Origin of the sequence: Pandoraea pulmonicola (assembly GCF_000815105.2) — a bacterium.
GTDB classification, from domain to species: domain Bacteria; phylum Pseudomonadota; class Gammaproteobacteria; order Burkholderiales; family Burkholderiaceae; genus Pandoraea; species Pandoraea pulmonicola.
This window is the reverse complement of sequence record NZ_CP010310.2, coordinates 2,866,364-2,888,082: the sequence shown is the minus strand read 5'-3', so window position 1 is coordinate 2,888,082 and position 21,719 is coordinate 2,866,364. Positions and strand designations below refer to the sequence as shown.

General features: G+C 63.5%; 15 protein-coding genes. All 15 read left to right on the top strand.

Translation table 11 applies throughout. The features are described from left to right. Nucleotides 1-18: 18 nt before the first annotated feature. The 15 genes from tssF to RO07_RS12530 all read left to right on the top strand — a co-directional run bounded on the left by tssF (nt 19) and on the right by RO07_RS12530 (nt 21,692). Entirely contained in the window at nt 19-1,743 is a 1,725-nt protein-coding gene (gene tssF, locus RO07_RS12600; protein WP_039411119.1) for a type VI secretion system baseplate subunit TssF, read from the top strand. Beyond that, on the top strand, nt 1,707-2,780 hold the full coding sequence (gene tssG, locus RO07_RS12595) for a type VI secretion system baseplate subunit TssG (RefSeq protein WP_052267243.1): 1,074 nt from the start codon (nt 1,707-1,709) through the stop codon (nt 2,778-2,780). Before tssF ends, tssG begins: the two co-directional genes overlap by 37 nt. Continuing rightward, nucleotides 2,767-5,478 (top strand): type VI secretion system ATPase TssH, encoded by a 2,712-nt coding sequence (gene tssH / locus RO07_RS12590; RefSeq protein WP_039411117.1) that lies wholly within the window; start codon nt 2,767-2,769, stop codon nt 5,476-5,478. Before tssG ends, tssH begins: the two co-directional genes overlap by 14 nt. Before the next feature lie 2 nt (nt 5,479-5,480). Further along, nucleotides 5,481-7,673, top strand: coding sequence for a type VI secretion system Vgr family protein (locus RO07_RS12585; protein WP_052267242.1), 2,193 nt, complete (start codon nt 5,481-5,483; stop codon nt 7,671-7,673). Between the two features lie 4 nt (nt 7,674-7,677). Next, entirely contained in the window at nt 7,678-10,179 is a 2,502-nt protein-coding gene (locus tag RO07_RS12580) for a DUF2169 family type VI secretion system accessory protein (protein ID WP_039411115.1), read from the top strand. Then, a complete protein-coding gene (locus RO07_RS12575; RefSeq protein WP_160118043.1) occupies nt 10,176-11,141 on the top strand; it encodes a pentapeptide repeat-containing protein in 966 nt (321 codons plus the stop codon). Before RO07_RS12580 ends, RO07_RS12575 begins: the two co-directional genes overlap by 4 nt. A 63-nt stretch (nt 11,142-11,204) precedes the next feature. Next, nucleotides 11,205-11,783, top strand: a complete 579-nt coding sequence (locus tag RO07_RS12570) for a DUF3540 domain-containing protein (RefSeq protein WP_039411111.1) — start codon at nt 11,205-11,207, stop codon at nt 11,781-11,783. A gap of 20 nt (nt 11,784-11,803) precedes the next feature. Further along, nucleotides 11,804-12,208: a DUF4150 domain-containing protein gene (locus tag RO07_RS12565; RefSeq protein ID WP_039411110.1), complete on the top strand. Its 405-nt coding sequence runs from the start codon at nt 11,804-11,806 to the stop codon at nt 12,206-12,208. After that, entirely contained in the window at nt 12,205-12,903 is a 699-nt protein-coding gene (tssJ, locus tag RO07_RS12560; RefSeq protein WP_052267241.1) for a type VI secretion system lipoprotein TssJ, read from the top strand. Before RO07_RS12565 ends, tssJ begins: the two co-directional genes overlap by 4 nt. After that, nucleotides 12,900-14,285 (top strand): type VI secretion system baseplate subunit TssK, encoded by a 1,386-nt coding sequence (gene tssK, locus RO07_RS12555; RefSeq protein ID WP_039411107.1) that lies wholly within the window; start codon nt 12,900-12,902, stop codon nt 14,283-14,285. Before tssJ ends, tssK begins: the two co-directional genes overlap by 4 nt. A 1-nt stretch (nt 14,286) precedes the next feature. Continuing rightward, a complete protein-coding gene (locus RO07_RS12550; protein WP_052267240.1) occupies nt 14,287-14,949 on the top strand; it encodes a DotU family type IV/VI secretion system protein in 663 nt (220 codons plus the stop codon). A gap of 1 nt (nt 14,950) precedes the next feature. After that, complete coding sequence (locus RO07_RS12545) at nt 14,951-18,760, top strand: type VI secretion protein IcmF/TssM N-terminal domain-containing protein (protein WP_039411106.1); 3,810 nt, start codon at nt 14,951-14,953, stop codon at nt 18,758-18,760. Nucleotides 18,761-18,901: 141 nt separating this feature from the next. Beyond that, on the top strand, nt 18,902-19,423 hold the full coding sequence (locus RO07_RS12540) for a hypothetical protein (RefSeq protein WP_039411105.1): 522 nt from the start codon (nt 18,902-18,904) through the stop codon (nt 19,421-19,423). 574 nt (nt 19,424-19,997) lie between these two features. Then, nucleotides 19,998-21,167 carry a hypothetical protein gene (locus RO07_RS25975; RefSeq protein WP_147284488.1) on the top strand — a complete coding sequence of 390 codons (1,170 nt, stop codon included), beginning with the start codon at nt 19,998-20,000 and terminating at the stop codon, nt 21,165-21,167. A gap of 90 nt (nt 21,168-21,257) precedes the next feature. Then, complete coding sequence (locus RO07_RS12530) at nt 21,258-21,692, top strand: copper chaperone PCu(A)C (protein ID WP_039415282.1); 435 nt, start codon at nt 21,258-21,260, stop codon at nt 21,690-21,692. Nucleotides 21,693-21,719: the final 27 nt, after the last annotated feature.

Below are 21,719 nucleotides of genomic sequence, written 5' to 3'. Positions count from 1 at the left end.
CCACTGTAAGGACTTGCCATGTTTAACGCCTACTATGAGCGGGAGCTGACTCATTTGCGCAGCCTGGCCGCCGAGTTTGCCGCGCGCAACCCGGCGCTGGCGCCGCTTCTGAGCGGCGGCGTGGCGCCCGACCCGGACGTCGAGCGTCTGCTCGAAGGGACGGCATTTCTGACGGGGATGGTGCACCAACGGCTCGACGATGAATTCCCGGAGTTCATCCAGGAGCTGGCCCATCTGCTGTTCCCGCAATATCTTCGGCCGATGCCCTGCATGTCGGTGCTGAAGTTCACGCCTAAAGTCCCCCTCGCCGAGACGGTCCAGATCCCGGCCGGCGTGGAGGTGGCCTCGGTGCCGATCGACGACGTGCGCGCCATTTTTCGCACGGTTTTTCCGGTGTCGGTCGAACCGGTCACACTGCACTCGGTTCGCTGGGACCGCGACGACGTCGCTCGACAATCTCTGCTGCTGGAGCTGTCCTTCGATGGCGATGACGTGAGCGCCTGGCGGGCCGATCGCCTGCGTTTTTACCTCGCGGACGGATTTTCCGAAGCCACACGCCTGCTGCTGCTGCTCTCTCGCCACGTGCGTGAGATCCGGGTCGGGGCCCCCGACGGGCCGGTCACCGTGCTGCCACCGTCTGCCGTCGAACTGGCGGGACTCCGTCCCGACCTGCCGCTGTTGCCGAACGAGGACAATGTGCAGCCCGCGTATAACCTGCTGCGCGAGTACTTCGCTTTTCACGACAAATTCCTTTTCGTCGACGTGCGCGGCCTGGATCGCTGGCGTGAGCGAGGCCGCTCGGGGCGCTTCACCCTGCGTTTCATGTTCGACTCGCTACCGGCCTGGACGCCGGAAGTGCACCTCGCCAGCCTGGCACTCAATGCCACCCCGGTCGTCAATATGTTCGAAGACGATGCGCATCCGATTTCGCTGGACCACCGCCAAGCCGAGTACCCCATCCGGCTTTCACGGCAGCCAGGGCGACAGGGCGAGCAGATCTATCGCGTCAAATCGGTCACGGCGCATGCCGCCCACACGGGTGAGGTGCCTTATCAGCCATTCGGTGCGTTCGAGGCGGACCGGCGCCTCTACCACGTCCGCATCGCGCCCTCGGTGCTGGGCGAAGGCTATGACCATTACGTCGGGATTCCGTATGCGCGCGGCGAGGTGCCGGACGTCACGCCGCAGACCTTGTCGTTGCGACTGACATGCACCCAGGGGAAATTGCCCGAAGGTCTGCGTCTGGGGGATATCTCGCAAAACGCCGACACGACGCCGGCACGCATGTCGTTCGGCAACATCCGGGGGGTCACGTCGTATCGGCAGCCCCTGATGGGCGAGCGCCTGCTGTGGCGGATGTTGTCGCTCCTGAGCGCGAACCACGCGCGTCTCGCGAATCGTGATCAATTGTGCAGCCTGCTCACACTGCATCTGCCGGAGGGGTGTCCCACCCAGGGCGACCAGGCGCTGGTCCAGCGCATCAACGCCATTGAGAAGTTCGAGTCGCATCACGAGCGGCGTTTTTTGCGCGGCTCGGCCGTGGAAGGCAATCACCTCGAACTCACCTGCCGTGGCGATCAATTCGTCAATCTCGGCGACCTGTTTCTGTTCGGCGCCGTACTCGACGAGTTCTTCGCGGGCATCACGAGCCTGAATACATTCTCGGCGCTGACGTTGCGCGATTCCGTTTCTGGGGAGATTCTGCAATGGCCACCGAAGATCGGCCGGCAACGCCTGCTCTAAGCGGCGCACCGGCATCGGCACAGGAAGCACTGCGCTCGTTCATCATGGGCGAGGGCTCGCATCGAGCGCCCTTGACCTTCTTCCAGGCCCTGCGCCTGATGCGTGCGGCATATGCGGACGACGACGCCTTCCGCGCGAGCGTGCGTGTGCAGCCCAACCTCAGCCTCGCCTTCCCGAGCGAAGACGTCGAGCATATCGCACACGACCCTTCCGATGACATCTGGCGCGTCGTCGCGAACTTCTTCGGTCTGTACGGCGTGTCCTCGCCGCTGCCCACGTTCTACACGGAAGACCTCATCGATGAAAGGCGCAACGGGCGCACGACCACGCGCGACTTTCTCGACGTGTTGCACGCGGCGATCTATCCGATGTTGTTTTCCGCATGGGAAAAGTACCGGATATGGATCGCCTGTGCCGAGCGGGACGGAACTCGCGACGGCGACTACCTATACGCGCTCATCGGTCAGATGCGTGACGAGACGGCGGCGCCGGCCAATCCGAGGCTGCTGCATTTTGCAGGCCTGTTCAGCCAGTTTCCGCGCTCCGCGCTGGGCCTGGAAACCCTGGTCCGGGGACTGTTGCGCGAAACGCCCGTGAGCGTCACGCCGTGCGTGACCCGGCGCGTACCCGTGCCGTTGGAAAACCGCTGCGCACTCGGACAGCCAAGCGCTTGCATCGGCGAGACGCTGATAGGGCAGGAAGCCACCCATTGCAACGGCACGACCGAGATTCGTATCGGCCCGGTTCGCGCGCGCAGTTTCGAGAAGCTGCTGCCCGGCGGCGAGGACTACGCCATGCTGGGCCGCGACATTTCGCTGTACCTGCACGACCCGATCCACTGCGAGTTGGCGGTACTGCTTGACCCTGCGGAGTGCGAACCGGCCACGCTGGGCGGGCGACGTTGGGGACGTCTGGGGCTCGATACCTGGCTGTCAGGGCAGATGCAGGACGAGGGCGAATTCATCGCCAGGTTCGCCCTGCCGCTGGGCGAAAGCGAACCATGCACGGCACTTGGAGACATCCATGTTGCAAGTTGAACTCAAGCCGCTCTTCGCGCGACTCAATCCCTATACCCGCCGGGCACTGGAGGACGCCGCAGGTCTATGCCTGACACGTGGTCATTACGAGATTGCCATCGAGCACTTTCTGCTCAAGCTGCTGGATGACCCGCGCAGCGACGTCCCGTTGATGCTTGCGCATTTCGGGATCGACACCGCGCGCCTTGCCGCTGCGCTCGAGGCGCAACTCGCCAAATTGAAGAATGGTAGCGCAACGCGGCCCGTGTTTTCGCCACGGCTCGCCGATTGGCTGCAAGACGCTTGGCTCGCGGCTTCGATCACGCTGGGCCAGACTCACATCCGCGGCGGTGCGCTATTGATCGCGCTGCGCTCGCACGCCCGCGATTACATCGCCGGCTCGGCTTACGACGGCCTGTTGCGCGCGATACATGCCGACGCAGCAAGCGCTGATTTTGCCGCCCTTACCGAGCGATCCAACGAAGAACTCCCTGATGCGGAGCCAAACGAGCATGTCGCACCGCTCGTCGGTGGGACCACGGGCGGTGCCCCGGACGACTCGCCCGTCGCGCGCTTTTGCCAGGACTTCACTGCCAGCGCCCGCGCGGGAAAAATCGATCCTGTCTTCGGACGCGACGCTGAAATCCGGCAGATTATCGACATCCTGGCGCGCCGACGTAAGAACAATCCGATCTGCGTGGGCGATCCCGGCGTCGGCAAAACCGCCGTGGTCGAGGCGCTGGCCTTGCGTATAGCGCAAGGCGACGTCCCCGCGTTTCTTGCCGACGTGCGCGTGCTGGCGCTCGATCTCGGCCTACTGGAAGCGGGAGCGAGCATCAAGGGTGAGTTCGAGAACCGGCTGCGCGGTGTGATCGACGAGCTCAAGACGTCGGCCACGCCGAGCATTCTATTCATCGATGAGGCCCACATGCTGATCGGCGCGGGCGGCCCGGCAGGTGGCAGCGATGCAGCCAACCTGCTCAAGCCGGCCCTCGCGCGCGGCGAACTGCGGACGATCGCCGCGACCACCTGGGCCGAATACAAGAAGTACTTCGAGAAGGACCCGGCCCTTGCCCGGCGCTTCCAACTCGTCAGGCTAGATGAACCGGATGTCCCGGTGACCATGCAAATCCTGAGAGGCCTGAAAGACAGCTACGAAGCCGAGCACGGCGTAGCGATACGCGACGACGCTCTGGTGGCCGCAGCCGAACTGTCGAGCCGCTACATCACGGGCCGGCACTTGCCGGACAAGGCGGTGGATCTGATCGATATGGCTGCGGCCCGCGTCAAGATCGGGCTGGACGTCAAGCCTTATGCCATCGAATCGACCGAGCGGGCGCTGGCAGGCATAAGACGCGAGCGCACCGCGCTGGAGCGCGACGCAAAGTACGGTCAAGACACACATACCGCACGCCTCGCCGAAATCCAGGTGTGCGAGGCGCAAAAGACCGAGGAATTGAACCGGCTGCATGCGCGCTGGGCGCTCGAGAGAGCCGTAGCGCAGCCGGTGTTCGATCTGCGGGCACGCGTCGCCGAGGCGACTGCCACGGCTTGCGAACCGGACTTGCTGACCGAGTTGGCGGCGGCGCAATCCGCGCTCGAGCGATGCCAGGGAGATGCCCCGCTGCTGTTTACCGAGGTGACGCCGGAGGTCGTGGCACGCGTAGTGTCGGACTGGACCGGCATCCCCCTGGGCAGACTGAAGCGTGACGGCGCCGCTGCCATGCTGGGGCTCGCGGACACGCTCAAGGACCGTATTCGAGGGCAGGACGCGGGGCTGGATGTCATCGCCGACATGCTCAAATCGGCGACCTCGGGCCTGAAAGACCCCACGCATCCGCTAGGGGTTTTTCTGCTGGTGGGCCCCAGCGGCACGGGTAAGACCGAGACGGCTATCGCCCTGGCCGAGCAACTGTTCGGGGGCGAACAGGCCCTGATCACCATCAACATGAGCGAATTCCAGGAGCGCCACACGGTGAGCCGCCTGGTCGGCTCGCCGCCGGGCTACGTCGGCTATGGCGAGGGCGGCGTGCTGACCGAAGCGGTACGGCGTCGCCCCTACTCGGTAGTGCTGTTGGACGAGGTGGAGAAGGCACATCTGGATGTCGTCAACCTGTTCTATCAGGTGTTCGACAAAGGCGCGCTCGCCGACGGCGAGGGACGCGAGGTCAAGTTCAGCGATACCGTGGTGATTCTGACCAGTAATCTCGGCAGCGAAGAAATCGTCGCCGCACTGACCCAGGCCGACGCAGGACAGCCGACGGCCGAGGCCATCGCAGAACGAATCCGGCCGATCCTCGAGCGGCATTTCAAGCCGGCCCTGCTGGCGCGCATGACGGTCGTTCCGTACGGGGTGCTGACGCACGACGCGATGCTCGGCGTTGTGCGCCTCAAGCTCGCCAGACTGACCTCGCAGTTGCTGGCATCGCACGGCGTCCCCCTGCAGATTGACGACGACGTCATCGAAGCAATCGCCGAGCGTTGCACCCGAGCGGAAACGGGCGCGCGCAACGTCGATTTTCTCCTGCGAAAACACATATTGCCGCGGATGTCCGACCTCCTGCTCGAGGCCACATCCGCCGGCCGCGACGTATCGAAGTTACGGATCGGCATTGACGATCAGGGCAGATGGTCCATCAGCGCGGACGAAAGCGGGCCGGCCGTGATACAGCCCGAGGCATCTCCCGCGCGCGGCGCCATTCAAGGAGGAGGGGCATAACCATGGCCGAGGCAAACCCGACCACCAGCTTGTTCACGTTCGAGTGCAAGAACTTCGCCCCAGACACCTTCTTCGTTTTGCGCTGGAGCGGCGAGGAGAAGATTTCGCATCCCTATCGTCTCGAGCTGACTTTGCTGGCACGCGACAACACATGTGATCTGACGGCACTGCTAGGCGCGCAAGGGCGTTTTCGCATCAAGCTGGAAAACGGCATGACGCGCCATTTTCACGGTACGGTGCGCGAAGCTTGCCAGCTCGACAACGACGCCGAATGGGCCTGCTACCGAGTCGTGTTGATGCCCAGGCTGGCGGGGCTGGCCGACTATCGTTTTTCGGATGTGTACCTCGACCAGACGCTACCGGAAATTGTGCGCAAGGTCATGCGCCTGGGAGAGCTGGGCATCGAAGGAGGGCCGGGGGACAAACGCTACGACTTTCGCATTGGCATGTCGGGACCGGACATCGCCGCCACGAAGGCCAATTTCGTCTGCCAGTTCGACGAGAATTGCCTCGATTTCCTGACGCGCCAACTGGCGCGACAAGGGATCTACTACTACTTCGAGCAACTCGAGGATTGCGAAGCGGTGGTGTTCTGCGGTGATCGGTCATATCAGGCAGGTGACGCGATTGCGCTGTCCTACCGGCCCGCATCCACGCGCCGGGGAAGGCCCGTGGACGCGGCCGTGGAGCGCTTTTCGGCGGAGGTCCGACCGGTGCCCGGCAAGGTTGTGCTGCTTGATTTCGCCGGCTCCCACGCGGGCCTGGACCTGCGCATCGAGGCGCAGGTGGAGGGTGGGAAATCCGGTGAGCACGACCTATACGGCGAACATTTCGACACTGAAGAAGTCGGCCGCCGCCTGGGACGGTTGCGTGCGCAGGCATCTGGATGCCGGGCGCGGGAGTATCGCGGACTGAGTCACGTACCGATGCTCTCGGCGGGAACGAAAGTGCGTCTTGCCGACCATCCTCGCGCGGATTTCAATTCCGACTATCAATTGATCGGGCTGCGCCACGAGGGTGGACAACTGGTCCCCGGGCGCCGACGCGAGCGGGCGGTGCGGGGTCCGGACGGGACCGACACGGTGCTGGAGGACTATCGCAACGAGTTCGTCGCCTTGCCGGACGAAGTGCAATTCCGCCCCGAACCGGAAATCCGCAACCCCATCATGCCCCAGACCGTCAGCGCGATCATCGACGCCGAGGGCGACGAACCTTACGCGCAGTTGAACGAGCACGGGTGCTACAAGGTGCGGTTCCCCTTTCAGCGCACCGACAAGGCAACCATGCGCTCGTCGGCCTGGCTGCGGTTGATGTCGCCCTACGCGGGGGCGCATCACGGCATGCACTTGCCGCTGCTCAAGGGCACCGAGGTCATCGTGGCATTCCTGAACGGCGATCCCGACCGGCCATACATCGCCGGCGCAGTCGCCAATTCGGAAAACCCCAATGTCGTGCTGGAGCAGAACGCCAAGCAAAACGTGCTGCGCACGGCGGGCGGAAATCAGTTCGTGCTGGATGACAAGCGCGGCGATCAATGCATCCATTTGGCAACGCCGGTCGCCAACACCAGCGTCAAGCTGGGGCAAGCGGAGCAGCCCGGCCTGGAAATGACCTCGGATGCGCATATCGAGATGGGTTCAGCTTCGTCGATGCGCGTCGTGCACGGCGCCTATTCGGAAAAAATAGTCGGCACGCCAGCCTTTCCCGCGTCCCCCTCTTCGCCGAATCCCGCTCAGGGCAATTCCCCAGGTTCGCAAAGCTCGGGCGACCAGTTCTTCAAGGCGACCGCGGAGGCAGGCGTCATCGTGAGGAACCACGCAGTTGCCACGACGGACGTCTACGAGGGAATAACCACCACGTTGAACATGGGAATGACAACGACGACGACGTTGGGTCAGCAGAACAGTCTGGTCGCCGGAGGCAAGATTGACGTTGCGCTGCAAAGCGTTCTCGAGATGAAGCAATCCGTCACGAAGAAGGTCTTTCAGGACAAGCAGGAAACCGCCGCGAAAACGAAACAAGTCTCGGCCGACAAGGAGGAAGTGGGCGTAAAGGACAAGAAAAAGTATGTTGATTCGTCCCTCGAGGCCGTGACCTATAAAGTCGACGCACAAACGCTGAAGCTCTCGGGCCAGAAGGTCGACGTCAGCGCGCCGTCCGTGTCGATCGACGGCCAGACAATCCATCTGGGATGACGCCATGAGAATCGCGAAACCGACCGACGCCCTGGTATTGCTGAGCACGATGGCGCTCAACGGACGCCCGCATGTGTGCGTCACGCTGGGGTACCTGATCGGCGCCGACGGAAGGGCGATGAACGAGCAGGGGGCGTGGCAGTTTCTTCGGAGGCAGTTTGGCCAGAGCGTCTTCGATGAGGGCCTGAAGAAAACGCGTGGCACCTTCGCCGTGGCCGGGAACGCCTACGCTCCCGTCGGCACTCGAACCGCGACGCTTGACGTCACAGCACGCCTGGGTCACCTCCGCAAGACGCTGAGGGTCTATGGCGAGCGCCGCTGGACACGGAAGACACAGGGCTGGCGCCATACCGAGCCGCTGCCGTTCGACATGATGCCCGTCGATCTGCAGCACGCCTACGGTGGTCAGGGTTGGCCGGCCAACCCGATCGGGCAAGGGCATTGTGCCGATTCCCAGGAAATCGAGGGGGTATTGCTTCCCAATGTGGAATGGCCTGCCGCACCAGTGCTCACCCCGCAGGACACCCGCGCGCCAGCAACCTTCCTGCCCATCCCGGCGGGCGCACCGGAACGTCAGCGACTCGTTGGCACCACGGACGAGCACTGGCTACGCACACGATTTCCCGGATTTCCGGACGATGCCGATGCGGCGTGGTTCGATGCGCTCGCCGCGGATCAATGCATCGCCACGTACTGGCGCGGCGATGAAACCTTCGAAGTAAGCGGTATGCATGCGGAGAAGGACGCCGTCGCGGGGCAACTGCCGGGCCTGCGTCCGCGCCTTCTGTGGCACCTGAAACCGGACGCGGACCAAGTCTGCGAAGCACCCCTGCAACTCGATACCGTATGGCTGTTCCCCAACGACGAGCACGTGCTGGTGCTTTACAGGGCGTTGATCGAGACAGGTGAGAGCGTCGATGCGGATGTCGCCGAGATGTTTGTGCATACCGAGTCTCTGGCAGCTCCCGCCGAGACGACGGCCATGCTGATGAAGCGCTGGCGACCCGATGAGGCCGAGGTGGAGCGAACCGCAGGGAGGACCGTGCAGGACTCGAATGCCGCGGCGCAGGCCGACGCGGTATGGGCCGAGATCAGCGCGACGCACGACGCGCTCGTCAAGGAGATCAAGGCAAAGGGAGGGCCGGCAATACTGCCGTCAGTGGTTCCGCCTCTCGCGCGCCCTGCACCGGGGCCGGACGATACCACCCCGTTGAACGAAGGGGCCATCAAAGGTGCAGTGAAGCGTCTCGCCAGTGGCGTCGAGGATGAAATCCGGCAAACGCTCAAAGCCGCCGGCGTGGATGTGGACGGATTGTTCAGGAGCGCCGAGCGGCACTCGGCCACGGGCGGGATGCCCTCGCGCACATTTGATGCCGCCGTCCTGCCCGCGACCTTCACGCAGAAGTACGCTGCCGAATTGGCCGACGCCAAAGGCCTGGAACAGCGGATTGCGGCCAAAGTGGCGAGTGCGCATGCCGCCACCTCACCCGGCCTCGATCCGCTCGTTGCGCCGCACCGCGTCCTTGGCGCCGAGGCCCTGCGTGCGGCCCACACCCGAGGCGAGACGGTTACCCGCGTGCGCCTGGAAGACGCGGATCTATCGGACATGGACCTGTCCGATGCTGACTTATCGGGCAGCGAATTCGTGCGTTGCAAACTCTCGGGGGCCAAATTGGTCGGCGCCAGGCTTGACGGTGCACGCCTGGTCGAATGCGAACTGGACGGCATCGATGCCCGGCGTGCCAGCGCGCGCGGTCTGCTCGCCAGCCATTGCACCGGCGACCGTGCAGGTTTGGCGAGCGCCGACCTGTCAGACGCGCGCTTCGTGCGGTGCGGGTTTGTCGCGGCGGATCTGAGCGGTGCACGGCTCCAGGCCGCCGCTTTCGTCAAATCGTCGCTGGTCGGCGCTGATCTGACGGATGCGCGGGGTCACCGCGCCAGGTTCACCGAGAGCGACCTCGCCGGAATGGATGCGAGCCGGGCGGACTTGAGTGCCGCGATATTGGAGGACAGCCCCATGTCCGGTGCTCGCTTTACCGAAGCGGACCTGCGCGGCGCTTCGTTATGGGGCGTGCAAGGCGAGGCACTGGATTTCCGTCATGCGTCGATGGCCGGCGTGCGCGTTGGTCGTGCCAGCCGCTTGGAGAGGAGCTGCTTCGACGAAGCGGATCTCGTTCGTGCCGGAATCGAGGGCGCCGTGCTGTGCGGCAGCACGCTGCGTGGCGCGCGCCTGGACGCGGCGTTGCTGGCGGGTTGCGACCTGTCCGGTACCGACGCGCACCACTGCGTGGCAAGGGGGGCGGATTTCAGCGGCTCGAAGATGGTGAGCGCGCAATGGACCGGTGCCAACCTGATGCAGGCGTCACTGCGCCGCTGCGTCGTGCTCGACGCCAACTTCAGTCACGCCAATCTCTACGAGGTCGATGCGCGCACCGCCCGTGTCGAGCGCATCGCGGTGCCGGGCGCGCTTCTGACCCGCTGCGCATGGCAGGAGTTGCAAGCATGAGCGCCAGCGTAAAAGCAACGCCCCGCATTAGCCGCGCCGACCTACTGGCGTTGCGGGAGACGTCGACCAGCATTTCGGGGGTGTCGTTGGCCGGTGGCGACTACCGGGGCGTCGACCTGCAAGCGGTGCGTCTGGATTGCGTCGATGCGCGCGGCGCGACTTTCAATGGCGCAAGGCTTGCCGACACGCGTTGGAGGAACTGCCAGCTCGACGGCGCGTACTTCGAGGGCACGGACATGACTCGAGCCCGCCTCGACGCGTGCTCGGTGCAGGACGCCCATTTTGCCGAGGCGATGCTACACGGCCTGCGGGCGCACCAATGCAAGTGGCTCGGCACGAACTTCGCAGGCGCCGAATTGACGCGCAGCGCGTTCGACGGGTGCGACCTTCGCAGCATACATCTGGCCGACGCAGGCATGAAAAACGTGTGGCTGGCTGACTGCAATTTTGCGGGCATCGACGCGCGCGGAGCGACGTGGGACACCGTTCAGACGCGGGCATGCGAGTTCAGCAACGCTCGCTTCGCCGGCGCCACGCTGTTGCACTGCAGCTTTGCCGACACACATGCACCGGGGGCCGACTTCAGCCGAACCCACGCGCCGTTCGTGTCCTTTGTGGGCGCGGACCTGAGCACAGCGAAGTTGGTCGACGCCCATCTGCATGGCGCGAAATTCAATGCCGCCACGCTCTCGCGAGCCGACTTCAGCGGTGCGGATCTGAGCATGTCGATATGGATCAACGCGCAGGCCGACGAAACGCGCTTTGCCGCGGCGATATTGAACTACGCGGACGCCTCGCACCTGCGCGCACCCGGGGCGGATTTCACTCGCGCGAACGTGACGGGCGCGAAGTTGCACGGCGCGATGCTGGACAACGCGATCTGGGAAGGCGTCGACCGGGCGGCAGCCATGGGTGACGACCCGGAACGTCTACGGGCCGAGCGCTGGATACCAACGGTCTGAGCATCGGCAGGAACACCCCGAACCGCCGACTCATTTCAACACTTTGCAAATAGGGAGCCGACCATGAAACACGCAAATGCGATGCGCCAAACCGCTGCGGCAGCCTTCTTCCATGCACGGGTGATCGCCTGCGAGGGCGAGCACTTCGGCGTGGTGTGCGAGGCCGGACACCTATCGGTCAAAGTCGCGGCCGGTTGCCTGCTCCGGCCGCAGGTGGACGACATCGTACTGATCTCGCTCGCCGGTTACGGCATGCGCGGCAGTGAAGCGGGCTACATCCTGTCGGTCCTGGAGAAAGGCGACACCGGTGCGCGCGAGGTGCGCCTGGACGCCGACACCACGCTGCTCGCCGAGGGAGGTCGGTTGAATGTGCGCTGCGACACGCTCGACATGAGCGGGCGGCGCCTGACCATGCGGTGGCACGAGACCGAGCAACTGGCGCAGCGACAGTTCCTCGCCGCGGCCTACTCGGAAAATCACTTTGGCGAAAGCCTGTGCCGTGTAAGCGGGCACAGCGAGCAGGAGGCCGGCTCGATGCGCCAGCGAGTCGCCGACGATTGGAACGTGAGTGCGCGCGACGCGACGGTGATTGCCGAGCGCCGCGTGAGCGTTGATGCGCAAGAACAGATCCAGCTCGGATAACCCGGGCAAGGAGACAAGCCATGTTCATGTTGAATAACGGGGGCGCCATCATGCTGGCGATGCCTGACGTCTGCAATACGCCGATAGGCCCGATCGTGGTGCCTCTGCCTTATCCGAATACCGGCACCACCGAGATGGCTGACCCGGGGGGACTCGTGCAAAAGGTGCTCGTCGTGGGCATGCCTGCGCTGAACCTGGGTTCGAAGATCACCCTGACCGAAGGCGACCAGGCGGGCAGCCTGGGCGGCGTGGTGTCGGGAAAAACCATGGGCGAAGCCTGTTTCCTGGTCGGTAGCGCACGCGTGCGCGTCGGCGGCAAGCCAGCAGTGCGGTTGACGGCGCAGACCGGCCAGAACGGCGCGCCCCCCAATGTCCAAGGGTCGGTCGTCGCACCGTCCCAAACCACCGTGAGTATCCTGTCATGAGCATTTCGCCACGTCGCGGCGTCACCGCGCGCGCAGCCATCCCGCTATTGCTGTGCATCAGCATTGCCCTTACCGGGTGCAGTTCGCTCAACAGCATGTTCGGCGGAAATTCCAGCGAAGACGCGCTCGCCAAGCTGAAGTGGGACTACAGCGAAAAGGGAGTCCACGTCAATTGGACGGCGTCGGCCGACCTCAACGTTTCGGGAGGCGACCCGCACAGTCTCTTGCTGACCGTGCTGCAAATGCCCGAACCCAACGTTTTCAGGCAAGCCGCGGCAAGCTCCCAGGGGCTTTCGGCGTTGCTGTCGGCGGCCACGCTGCCGACGGGATTCACCAGCATGCAGCGCATCTTCATACAGCCGGGCAAGCGAGGCGACACATGGCTGCCGCGCGCGGAGGGGACCCAATACGTGGCCGTGATCGCCGGTTACTACAGTCTGGACACGGCACGGGTGACGCGCCTGTACCGGGTCGGCGCCGACGTTGACAGCAAGGGCTTGTTCGTCAAGACCCGCACCGCCGAACCCCTTCCGCTCGACATCACGCTTGAACTCGGCAGCGACGGCCTGCTGGGTGGCACTTCGGCACCTGCCGAAGCGCCTTCGGTTGACAAGCCCACGGCGGGAGAAGTCGCGCTCGATGGCAACGCGTCAACGCCTCAAGAACAATCGATTCCCCGGGCCCCCACACCATGAACATCAGTCAACCGCTCTACTGGCATCAGGGCTTGTTTCTGCAGCCCCACCACCTGCAGCACAACGACCGACGGCATGCCGACGCGCTCGGACGCCTTGCCGACGTCGCCGGACCTCACAGTTGGGGCGTCGTGTCATATCAACTCGCCGAGCCGGCCTTGCCAGCGGGTCAGATCAGTCTCTCCGAGCTGTGTCTGTGGATGCGCGACGGCACCTTCGTCGAGTTTCCTGGCAATGCGCTGCTCGAACCTCGCAGCTTCTTGCCAGGCGAGCTGGCCGACGGTCCGCGCACGGTTTACGTCGGCTTGCGCCGCCTGGTGCCTGGGCAGCCCAACGTCAGCGTGCATGAAACGTTCGTGACCGCTGCGCGCGCACGCACCCGCTTTGCCACGCTGGCCGAGGCGGAGGATGTGCCCGACCTGCTGGAAGGAACGCAGACGGCCCAGGTCAGAGCGATGCACTACGTTCTGCGCCTGTTCTTCGATAACGAGATAGAGAACCTGACGCAATACGACCTGGTCCCGATCGCCCGCCTTGAACGCGATGGCGATGCGATTCGCACGATGCCGGGCTTCGTTGCGCCAAGTCTGTCAATCGGCGCCTCGCCGCCGCTCAAGCTACTGTTGCGCGACCTGCGTGACGAGATCGTCGCCCGGGCACGGCAACTGGAGGCGTACAAGCAAGGCGGCGACCGGGCGCACAGCCAGTCCGAGCAGAGCCAGACGCGGTTGACAGTGGCGCTCGCCGTGCTTAACCGCTACGGTCCGCTGTTCACGCATTGGATCGAGATGCCGCAAGTGCATCCGTGGGCCTTCTATGGCGCGCTGCGCCAGTTCATCGGCGAACTGAGCTGGTTTACCCAGCGTTGCGACATGTTGGGCCGAACGCCGGACGGACAGGCCCTCGTGGCCCCATACCAGCACGAGAATGCCGGTCCGCAGTTTGCATGGCTCGTCGAGCTCGCAAACCAGATCATGAACGAAATCACCTTCGGTCCCGAACAGTTCGTGCGCTTCGTCGCATCGGACGGGATGTGGCTGGCCGAACTGCCCGAGTCATTCCTGGCGGCACACCATCGCTACTACCTGGTGTTGGAGGGCGGCCCCGATGCGGACTCGTTGGCCGAGGCGCTCGTGCGCGAGGGCAAGCTCGGTACGCCCAAGGAGATCGAGACCATCGTGTCGCACGCGCTGCCGGGCATCGAACTGATGCACCTGTCGGCCCCGCCGCCAGGCATGCCGCGCCGAGCCGGGGTGACCTATTTCCACATCGATCGGACGTCACAGGCATGGGGAGCGGTAAGCCGCGAGCGGGCACTGAGGCTGTTCTTTCCCAACGCGCCTGCGCAATTCACGGCCGAAGTCGTGGCCATCAGGAGATAGCATGTCTTTCGTCAGTTATTGGATGCCGATCGTCGAGCACGCGCGCAACCGTCTCGCGCACGGTGAGTCGGCTGCGCAGGGTGGAGACAAGGGGCTAGCGACTGAACTGATCGCGATGCTGGATGCGACGCAAGGCAGGGCGCGCCGGGACGGCTACACGGAGGAGCAGGTCCACGATGCACTGTTCGCGGTGGTCGCGTGGATCGATGAACAGGCGATGAGTCGCCCGTGGCTGGGCGCTCAGGCGTGGCGCGAGACGCCCTTGCAACATCATTACTTTTCTTCGAACCGTGCGGGTGTCGACTTCTTCGTGCGGCTCGAAGCGTTGCCGACGAAAGCAGCCGAGGTGCGAGAAGTGTACGCGTTGATGCTCGCGGCGGGCTTCGAAGGCGAGTACAGCAAACGGCCGCGCAGCGAACTGCAGGCCTATCGGAACACCTTGGTCGAGAGCCTGCTGCCAACGCGTGCCGGCGAGCCCGGCTGCGACATCTTGTTTCCCGCGACGCCCCCTCCCGACGCGCAGACCTGGCGTTTCAAGCCTCGGCGCTCGCTGCTCATGCCCGCGCTGGTCGCAGGCGTTCCGCTGGTACTGCTGGGCGTGTTGTTCCTGTTCTACAACGGGCTGCTCACTCCCATGGTCGACACCTTGCTAATGGGCTACTGATATGTTGAAGAACTTTGCCAAAGGCGCATTGTGGGTCGTCCTGCTGCTGATTCTGCTGCTGGCCTGCTGGCTCACAGCGCTGTATCTGGGATGGTCGGCGTGGAGCGGCCTTTTGCTGCTGTGCGGCGTGCTCGCGGGCGCGTGGTGCGTTAGACGCGCCTGGCGAATGTGGAAAACCTGGCGCCCCCACCGCAAGCTCGCGTGCGAGAGCGCCGCAGCAGCGCCGGTGCGGGATACCGCGCGTGTGGACATCGCCTGGCGGCGCGGCGTTCGCTTGCTGGGAAACCTCAGAAACTCGCGGCTCCCACGCTGGGACAGCGTCCTGTACGCGCTGCCGTGGATCATGGTGATGGGCGCTGCGGGTAGCGGCAAGAGCACGCTGCTCACGCGTTCGCGGCTGTCCTCGGCCCTGCGGCCGGTCAATCAGCACGACCCCGTGCCACCCACCAACGCACTCGACTGGTGGTACTTCGACCATAGCGTGATTCTGGAGCCCGCCGGCAACATTGTCGACGCTGCGGATCCAGCACATGAGCAGGCCGATTGGCGGCGCTTGCTCGATCGCATGAGCCGCACGCGCCGGCGGGAGCCGCTCAACGGCATCGTTCTGACCCTGCCCGCGGGCGAGCTGCTGCAGGCCGACCCGCAGCAGCTCGCCGATGCGGGACGCGCCATGCGTTCCCGCATCGACGCGCTGAGCCGGATCTACGAAGCCCATATCCCGATCTGGATCGTCCTCACGCAATGCGACAAGATCCCTGGCTTCGTCGCATGGGGGAGAGAGCTGCCGGCCGCCATGCTGGACACGGCGTTGGGTGTGGAGATTCAGGCCGCCAACGCCACGGATTTCGTGGCGCAGGCCTTCGCCGGGATTAATCGGCGTTTGGGCGAAGTGCGCCTCGAACAGAGCAGCAGTTGCGGGAGCGACAGCGACGCACTGTTCTTCCCCGAACACGCCGCCGCCATGGCTGCGCCGCTCGAGGCCTACCTGGCCCCAGCCTTCGACGAGAACCCCTACGGCGAAACGCCTTGGCTCAAAGGCATCTACCTCACGGCAGAGGTGATGCCCGAGGCGTCGGACGCGATCGAGAGCGCCGAGGGGCCCGATACATCCGGGATCCGGGAAACACGGACGATCTCTGAAACGGCGCCGAACGGTGCCGCGCAGGCGCTGGAGCGAGCCGAAGGAGCGTGGGAGGGCGCCTCCGTGCCGTGGGGTTGGTTCAGCAAGGACCTGTTCAGCGTCGTGCTTCCTGCGCAACGCGACGCCTATCGGCCGTACACCCGCAATGGGTTGTGGAGGCGCTTTGCCCGACACGGACTGGTCGTCAGTTGGCTGGCGTTGTGCGGCCTGAGCGCCGTGCTGTTGACGTGGGGCTATCTGGACGCCCGTCAGGTGATTACGGCGGTCTCGGCGCGCCATCAACAAAAGCTCGACTTCAGCGGCGACCTGGCGTCGCGGCTGAGGGAGTTGAGCGAACTCGACACGACCAACCGCATGCTCGAGACCCACGAGTCGCTCGGACTTTATCGTTGGCTGCCGTATCACTGGCAAGTGAATCGGGTGGCGCACCACTTCCAGCGCGGTTTCAGCGATGACTTCCAGCGCCATGCACTGGTACAGGGCGTTGACCAGATGATGACCCCGCAGTTGGCCACGTTGAGTACAAGCGCCGACGACACGATGGTCGCAGCTTACGCGCAGCACTACGTGCGCCGCATCAATGCGCTCGACGCCGCAATGACGCAGCGGCCGCAGGGCGACGCGCCGCTGCCCGGCAGCGAACTGCAGGCCATCTCGCTGCACCTGGATCCGCTCACGCCTTACGATCCGATGATGGCGTCGCGCTTTGCCACGTTATACGGGGACTACGTACGCTGGCAGCCAGACAAAGGTGCGTTGCGGGCCGAACGCGATTCTCTGAGAGCCCGCCTGGCGCAACTGGGCATCGCAAGTCGCTCAACATCCTGGCTGGCGGCGTGGGCCAACCTGCAGGGCGACCTCACGCCTGTTACGCTGGCCTCCTTCTGGGATATCCCGGATCGGCCGGAGCTGCCTCGTGTGTCGCGCGCCTACACGCCTGACGGGCGTCGCGCGGTTTCCGGGTTCATCGACGAACTGGCGCGCGCCGCGGGTGACGATCCACAGCTGAAGACACAGCCAGTCACCTTGGCGAGGCGCTATCGTGAGCAACTGCGGGATACCTGGCTGCGCTTTGCCACCGATTTTGCCAACTCTCGGCGCTACCTGATCGGCGAGCAGCAGTGGCGTGACGCCTTCGCACTCATTCTTACTTCGCACGATCCCTACCTGCGGGTCATTCACGAGATCGCCACCACGTTTCCGGACAGCCTCGGCGGTGGCGGGGCCGCGCCGGACTGGGCACAACTGGCGGCGCGACTTGACAGTCTGATCGCTTCGTCAAATGCCAGCGACGGCTCGTTGGAACAGCGCTCAGCGGCACTGTTTTCCCTCGCCAACGCGGTTGGGACAGATGCCGTGCGGGCGATCGGAAGTCAAGGTGCGGGCTCCATCGCCCAGCGCTTGCGCGGCAGCACTGCACTGGCCCAGGAGCTTGGCGTCTACCACGACCAGTTGGCCGCAGCGATCCAGATCATGCGCCAGGGCGACGGCCACGCGCTGAAGCTGACCGCTGACACTTACGCGTATGGCTCCGACCCGTCGATCCAAAGCGCCCCCTTGCACACGGCCGCCGAGGCAATGGACGCGATGAAGAAAAGCGATGACATAGCGGTGCATCCTGCCGATCTTTCCATCTGGAATCTGCTGCGCGGCCCACTCGACTTCGTCCTGGACTATGGGGGGCATGTCTCCGCATGTGCGCTGCAGAAGGACTGGGATGCGCAGGTATTGGCGCCGCTGCAGGGCGTGTCGAGCCAGCAGATGAGCGCGGCGTTGTACGGCGATGCAGGCGTGGTGCCGGCGTTCATGGCGGGTACGGTCAAACCTTTCGTCGAGCGCGACGCAACACAGTATCGCCCGCGTCAAACGCAGGGGCAGAGCATCCCGCTCAACGGCACTTTCTATGCGTTCGTCAGTCAGGCCCAGCGCGCCCACGCGGGCGTGCAGCAGGCGCGACAGACGGCTGAAGCACAGGCGGCCGAGTTGCCGGCGTTGGAGCAGCAAATCAACGAAGTATCCGCCAAGCTCGACGCCCTGAAGGCTACCGTCGGGATCGTCAAACTCACTGCGCAGCCCGCCGAGGTCAATCCTGGCGCCAAGGTGCTTCCGGAGCAATCGAGCCTGACGCTTCAGTGCACTGGTGGCGAAACCACGCTCGACAACTACAACTTTCCCAGCAGCAAGTCGTTCAACTGGTCGCTGGCCACCTGCGGCGACGTGACGCTTGACGTGCGCCTGCCGGGTGTCGAGCTCACTCGCCATTGGCGGGGGGCACGCGCGTTCATCGACTTCCTGCGTGCGAGCGCGGACGGTCAATACACCTTTGATTTAAGCAACTATCCGAACGAGCAGAAGACGCTGGCGGCATCTCGCGTGGAGTGGGTCAAGTTGAAGTATCAGCAGCAAGGGCAGGGTGCTTTGCTGGCGAGTTTCGATGAGGTGGATCGACTTACGAAACTGCTCAAGACGCTTACCGACCGACGCGCTGCGCTGCAGGGCGCGACCGTCAGCGGCGCGCCGGACAATGCGCCGTCGCCTGGCGCCCTGTATGCCGTGCCGCGTGAAATCTCCGCCTGTTGGATCGACACCGTGCCTGCCCAGGTGACGAAAGGAGCCTCTGCAGCCCTCCCTCGTACGTCGCGAAATACGGCGCCCGTTGCGAAGTAGGCCGGACGATCCAACAGTGCATGACCTGCTCTCGAATTTCTCGGCACTTTGAATCATGGCTGAAATGTAGGAGATCAGACGTCGCAGCAAAGCTTAACCTCGGATGGCAGTCCAGCCTCCCGGAAAATAGAGGAGATCGAGTTGAAACATCGTTTCTTGACCTACGAACAGTTGTCTCAACTGAAGACGTACTGGGAAACCGGTGTGTCCCAGGCCGAATTGGCTCACCTTTATCCGAGCCACACTTGGTGCGCATTACAAACTCAAGCACGCGAGGCGGGCGCCAAGCGTCCAACCAAGAAAGCGCTTTTGCGTGAACAACTCATTCGTTACATGAGCCAGAATACCGGCGTCACCATTGCGCAAGCCGCGGGCGATCTAAGTTGCTCCGTCACTCGCGTCCGCCGGCTTTTTTACGAGCTGCACCGGGATAAGACCATATACATTGCCGGGTTCCGACGCGCAGCGCCCGTCTATGCTTGCGGTCCCGGCCCGGACATGACGCGACACGCGTGGGCTGAACAAAAACTACGAGCGAATCGCGATGTACGAGAAAAAAGCACGGTAAAGGACGGGCCCAACATCGTTTTCACCCGGGCGAGCGAGCAGCCATGCACGGTGGCGAGAGACCCTCTCATGGCGGCGTTCTACGGTCCAATGTGACGTCATGGCTCCTTGCGCCCCCTTGGGGGCGCGGCCGGATCGTTGGTCACACCCGAGCAATGCGAGCCTGTCTCGCTGAGCGATTTGTGCAAGCGTGGACGGCAGGTCTCTGTGACAATTAAGTGACTGCGACGGGGCGCTGCCGATGACTCGCTGCACGACGTGACATACCTTGCTGAGCGACAACGTGCGCGAGGCTGATGGATGGCCCGTGATCCCCCCGAGTTCGCCTGAACGATCCCTGTTCCCCCGAATCATCCCAACGACTGGAGAGGCGCCGAGACATTCACGAAAGTCGGGAGCGCCATGCCAATGCCAGAGCGTTGGCTGGCCTTCCCGAGTGTGGACAAACGGCGACCACTGCTCGAAACACCCAACTCGGGAAAACGTGCGTCACCAGGCGACGCGGGAGATGCTGGCTCAATGCCTCCTCCGACAAGAGTCGGCATCGAATCACACCAGGCGAACGGCGGCGTGGCGTCCGAGTACACCTCACAAGACAGGACTGGACCGAGCGACAAGGTCAAGACGGCGCTGTATCTCCTGCTTAATCGCACTCTATCAAGAGGTCACCATGCAGATATTCAGAACCGGCCACGATGTCCGCGCATATGCGCGAAGCCATGATGAAATTTCACTCAAGGATCAGCGTACCAAGGACTCAGAAACCGTTCGCAACATAATTCGCAACTATTCAGGTAATCCCATGTTCCTGCAAAGGACGGCATCGGTCATCCGCTATCTACATCGGCACCTGAATGTGGAAAGCGATGGCGAATTGATAAGTGCTCAGAGCGTCGCCGAACAGCTCGACGGAACGGTCGATCCGTGGCCGGGCGGCGCTCAACGCGAGCACATGGCCGACGCCCTCATTCGCCTATGTACTCGTCGTCACGCCTCGTTTGACCGGATCTTCCGCGGCGAATCCAGTCTTCCGCATCACGTTGCCGAAATCTTTCGAGATCTGCCATTCGATGAGGACGAACTGAACGAGCTTCATATGGAGCGGTGGCCTGTCGGATCGGTTGGGCGGGATGCCGCGATGTCACAGGATTCCCTCCAGCGGCTGGCTGCGGCAACACTGCTCCTCGAAAGGCTGACACGGCTGCCCAACGACCGCGGCGCCTCCCGCCACGGTCGCAACTACGAAATATTGCGCCCCCAAAAGGCGTTTGCAGCGCCAGGCCTCGAAAAAGAAGTAGGGAACAGCTTATCCGGTCTGGTGAAACCTGAAAATTCATCGATGAACGAGGAGATTCCGGAGTCCTTAAGTTACGGCATGACGGTATTTTCAGATTTGATGACCTCTTTTGGAGAAACCGAGAAAGGGCAGCGGGATATCATCAATTGCTTTCTTTCTGAAATATATCTCAGAGAAGCAAAGGAACTTTCCGGTCTCCTGAGCGACGAGGATCGCATCGAATACCTCAAGGAAGTTGGTTCAATAGCCAAGGACGCTGGACTTGACATGATGGAGGCTGACGCCAACGGGGTCCTTGTACCGAAAGCACAGGGTTCGGACGTGTTTCGTAGGTTTGTCGAAGAGTCATGCAAATTCATAGAAGATGAATTTGCAAACGCAAGACTGAATGATATGAAGCCGGAAATAGAGAAGCGGGTGCATCAGGAGGGACTTCGGCGCATAGCACCGATGACCAAGGAATTGGGTTACCTTGATCCGGCGACATTCCTCGATAGGCTACGGGCTGCAGGGTTGCGCTTTGCTCACCCGGAAAACAACTAAGAAGGCAGGTGCGTGCGCCGCGCCCCTCGACTGCCTGTCGCGGCGTCGTGCTCCTGCGTCGATGGTGTCAAGCTCCGGTTCGAGGTTCTTATGAAGAAAGGCATCCTCATCGCTGTCGCAGCCGTTGCTGTTGTTTTCGTGCCGCGGACACGCGCAGAGTCCGCAAACTCCATGAAGGTGTCGGACTGCTGGGTGCAGGTCGCTCCCGGCGCGGCGGTTGCCGCAGGCTATTTTTCGTTGACGAATATTGGCAACACCACTGTCAGCCTGGTCGGTGCGACATCGCCCGCCTTTGGAATGGCGATGTTGCACAGAAGCCGCTATGAAGGCGGCATTGCAAAAATGATGAATGTCGGCCGCGTTCCCGTCCCGGCTCACGCAACACTCACATTCTCCCCCGGCGGCTATCACGTTATGCTCGAGGAGCCTCGCGGCACCCCCGGCAAGCGCGCCAACATTCTGCTCGCTCTGACGTTCTCCAATGGCGAGCAGTTGACCACTCAATGCGTGGTCAAGCACCCATGAGCATGGCGTGCGGGCCGCTTGGACCTC

Excerpts from the sequence above, each read along its gene's own strand:
- RO07_RS12565 (WP_039411110.1), top strand. The coding sequence starts at position 11,804 with ATGTTCATGTTGAATAACGGGGGCGCCATCATGCTGGCGATGCCTGAC.
- tssG (WP_052267243.1), top strand. The coding sequence starts at position 1,707 with ATGGCCACCGAAGATCGGCCGGCAACGCCTGCTCTAAGCGGCGCACCG.
- tssF (WP_039411119.1), top strand. The coding sequence starts at position 19 with ATGTTTAACGCCTACTATGAGCGGGAGCTGACTCATTTGCGCAGCCTG.
- RO07_RS12575 (WP_160118043.1), top strand. The coding sequence starts at position 10,176 with ATGAGCGCCAGCGTAAAAGCAACGCCCCGCATTAGCCGCGCCGACCTA.
- tssK (WP_039411107.1), top strand. The coding sequence starts at position 12,900 with ATGAACATCAGTCAACCGCTCTACTGGCATCAGGGCTTGTTTCTGCAG.
- tssH (WP_039411117.1), top strand. The coding sequence starts at position 2,767 with ATGTTGCAAGTTGAACTCAAGCCGCTCTTCGCGCGACTCAATCCCTAT.
- RO07_RS12585 (WP_052267242.1), top strand. The coding sequence starts at position 5,481 with ATGGCCGAGGCAAACCCGACCACCAGCTTGTTCACGTTCGAGTGCAAG.
- RO07_RS12550 (WP_052267240.1), top strand. The coding sequence starts at position 14,287 with ATGTCTTTCGTCAGTTATTGGATGCCGATCGTCGAGCACGCGCGCAAC.
- RO07_RS12580 (WP_039411115.1), top strand. The coding sequence starts at position 7,678 with ATGAGAATCGCGAAACCGACCGACGCCCTGGTATTGCTGAGCACGATG.
- RO07_RS25975 (WP_147284488.1), top strand. The coding sequence starts at position 19,998 with ATGCAGATATTCAGAACCGGCCACGATGTCCGCGCATATGCGCGAAGC.
- RO07_RS12530 (WP_039415282.1), top strand. The coding sequence starts at position 21,258 with ATGAAGAAAGGCATCCTCATCGCTGTCGCAGCCGTTGCTGTTGTTTTC.
- tssJ (WP_052267241.1), top strand. The coding sequence starts at position 12,205 with ATGAGCATTTCGCCACGTCGCGGCGTCACCGCGCGCGCAGCCATCCCG.
- RO07_RS12570 (WP_039411111.1), top strand. The coding sequence starts at position 11,205 with ATGAAACACGCAAATGCGATGCGCCAAACCGCTGCGGCAGCCTTCTTC.
- RO07_RS12545 (WP_039411106.1), top strand. The coding sequence starts at position 14,951 with ATGTTGAAGAACTTTGCCAAAGGCGCATTGTGGGTCGTCCTGCTGCTG.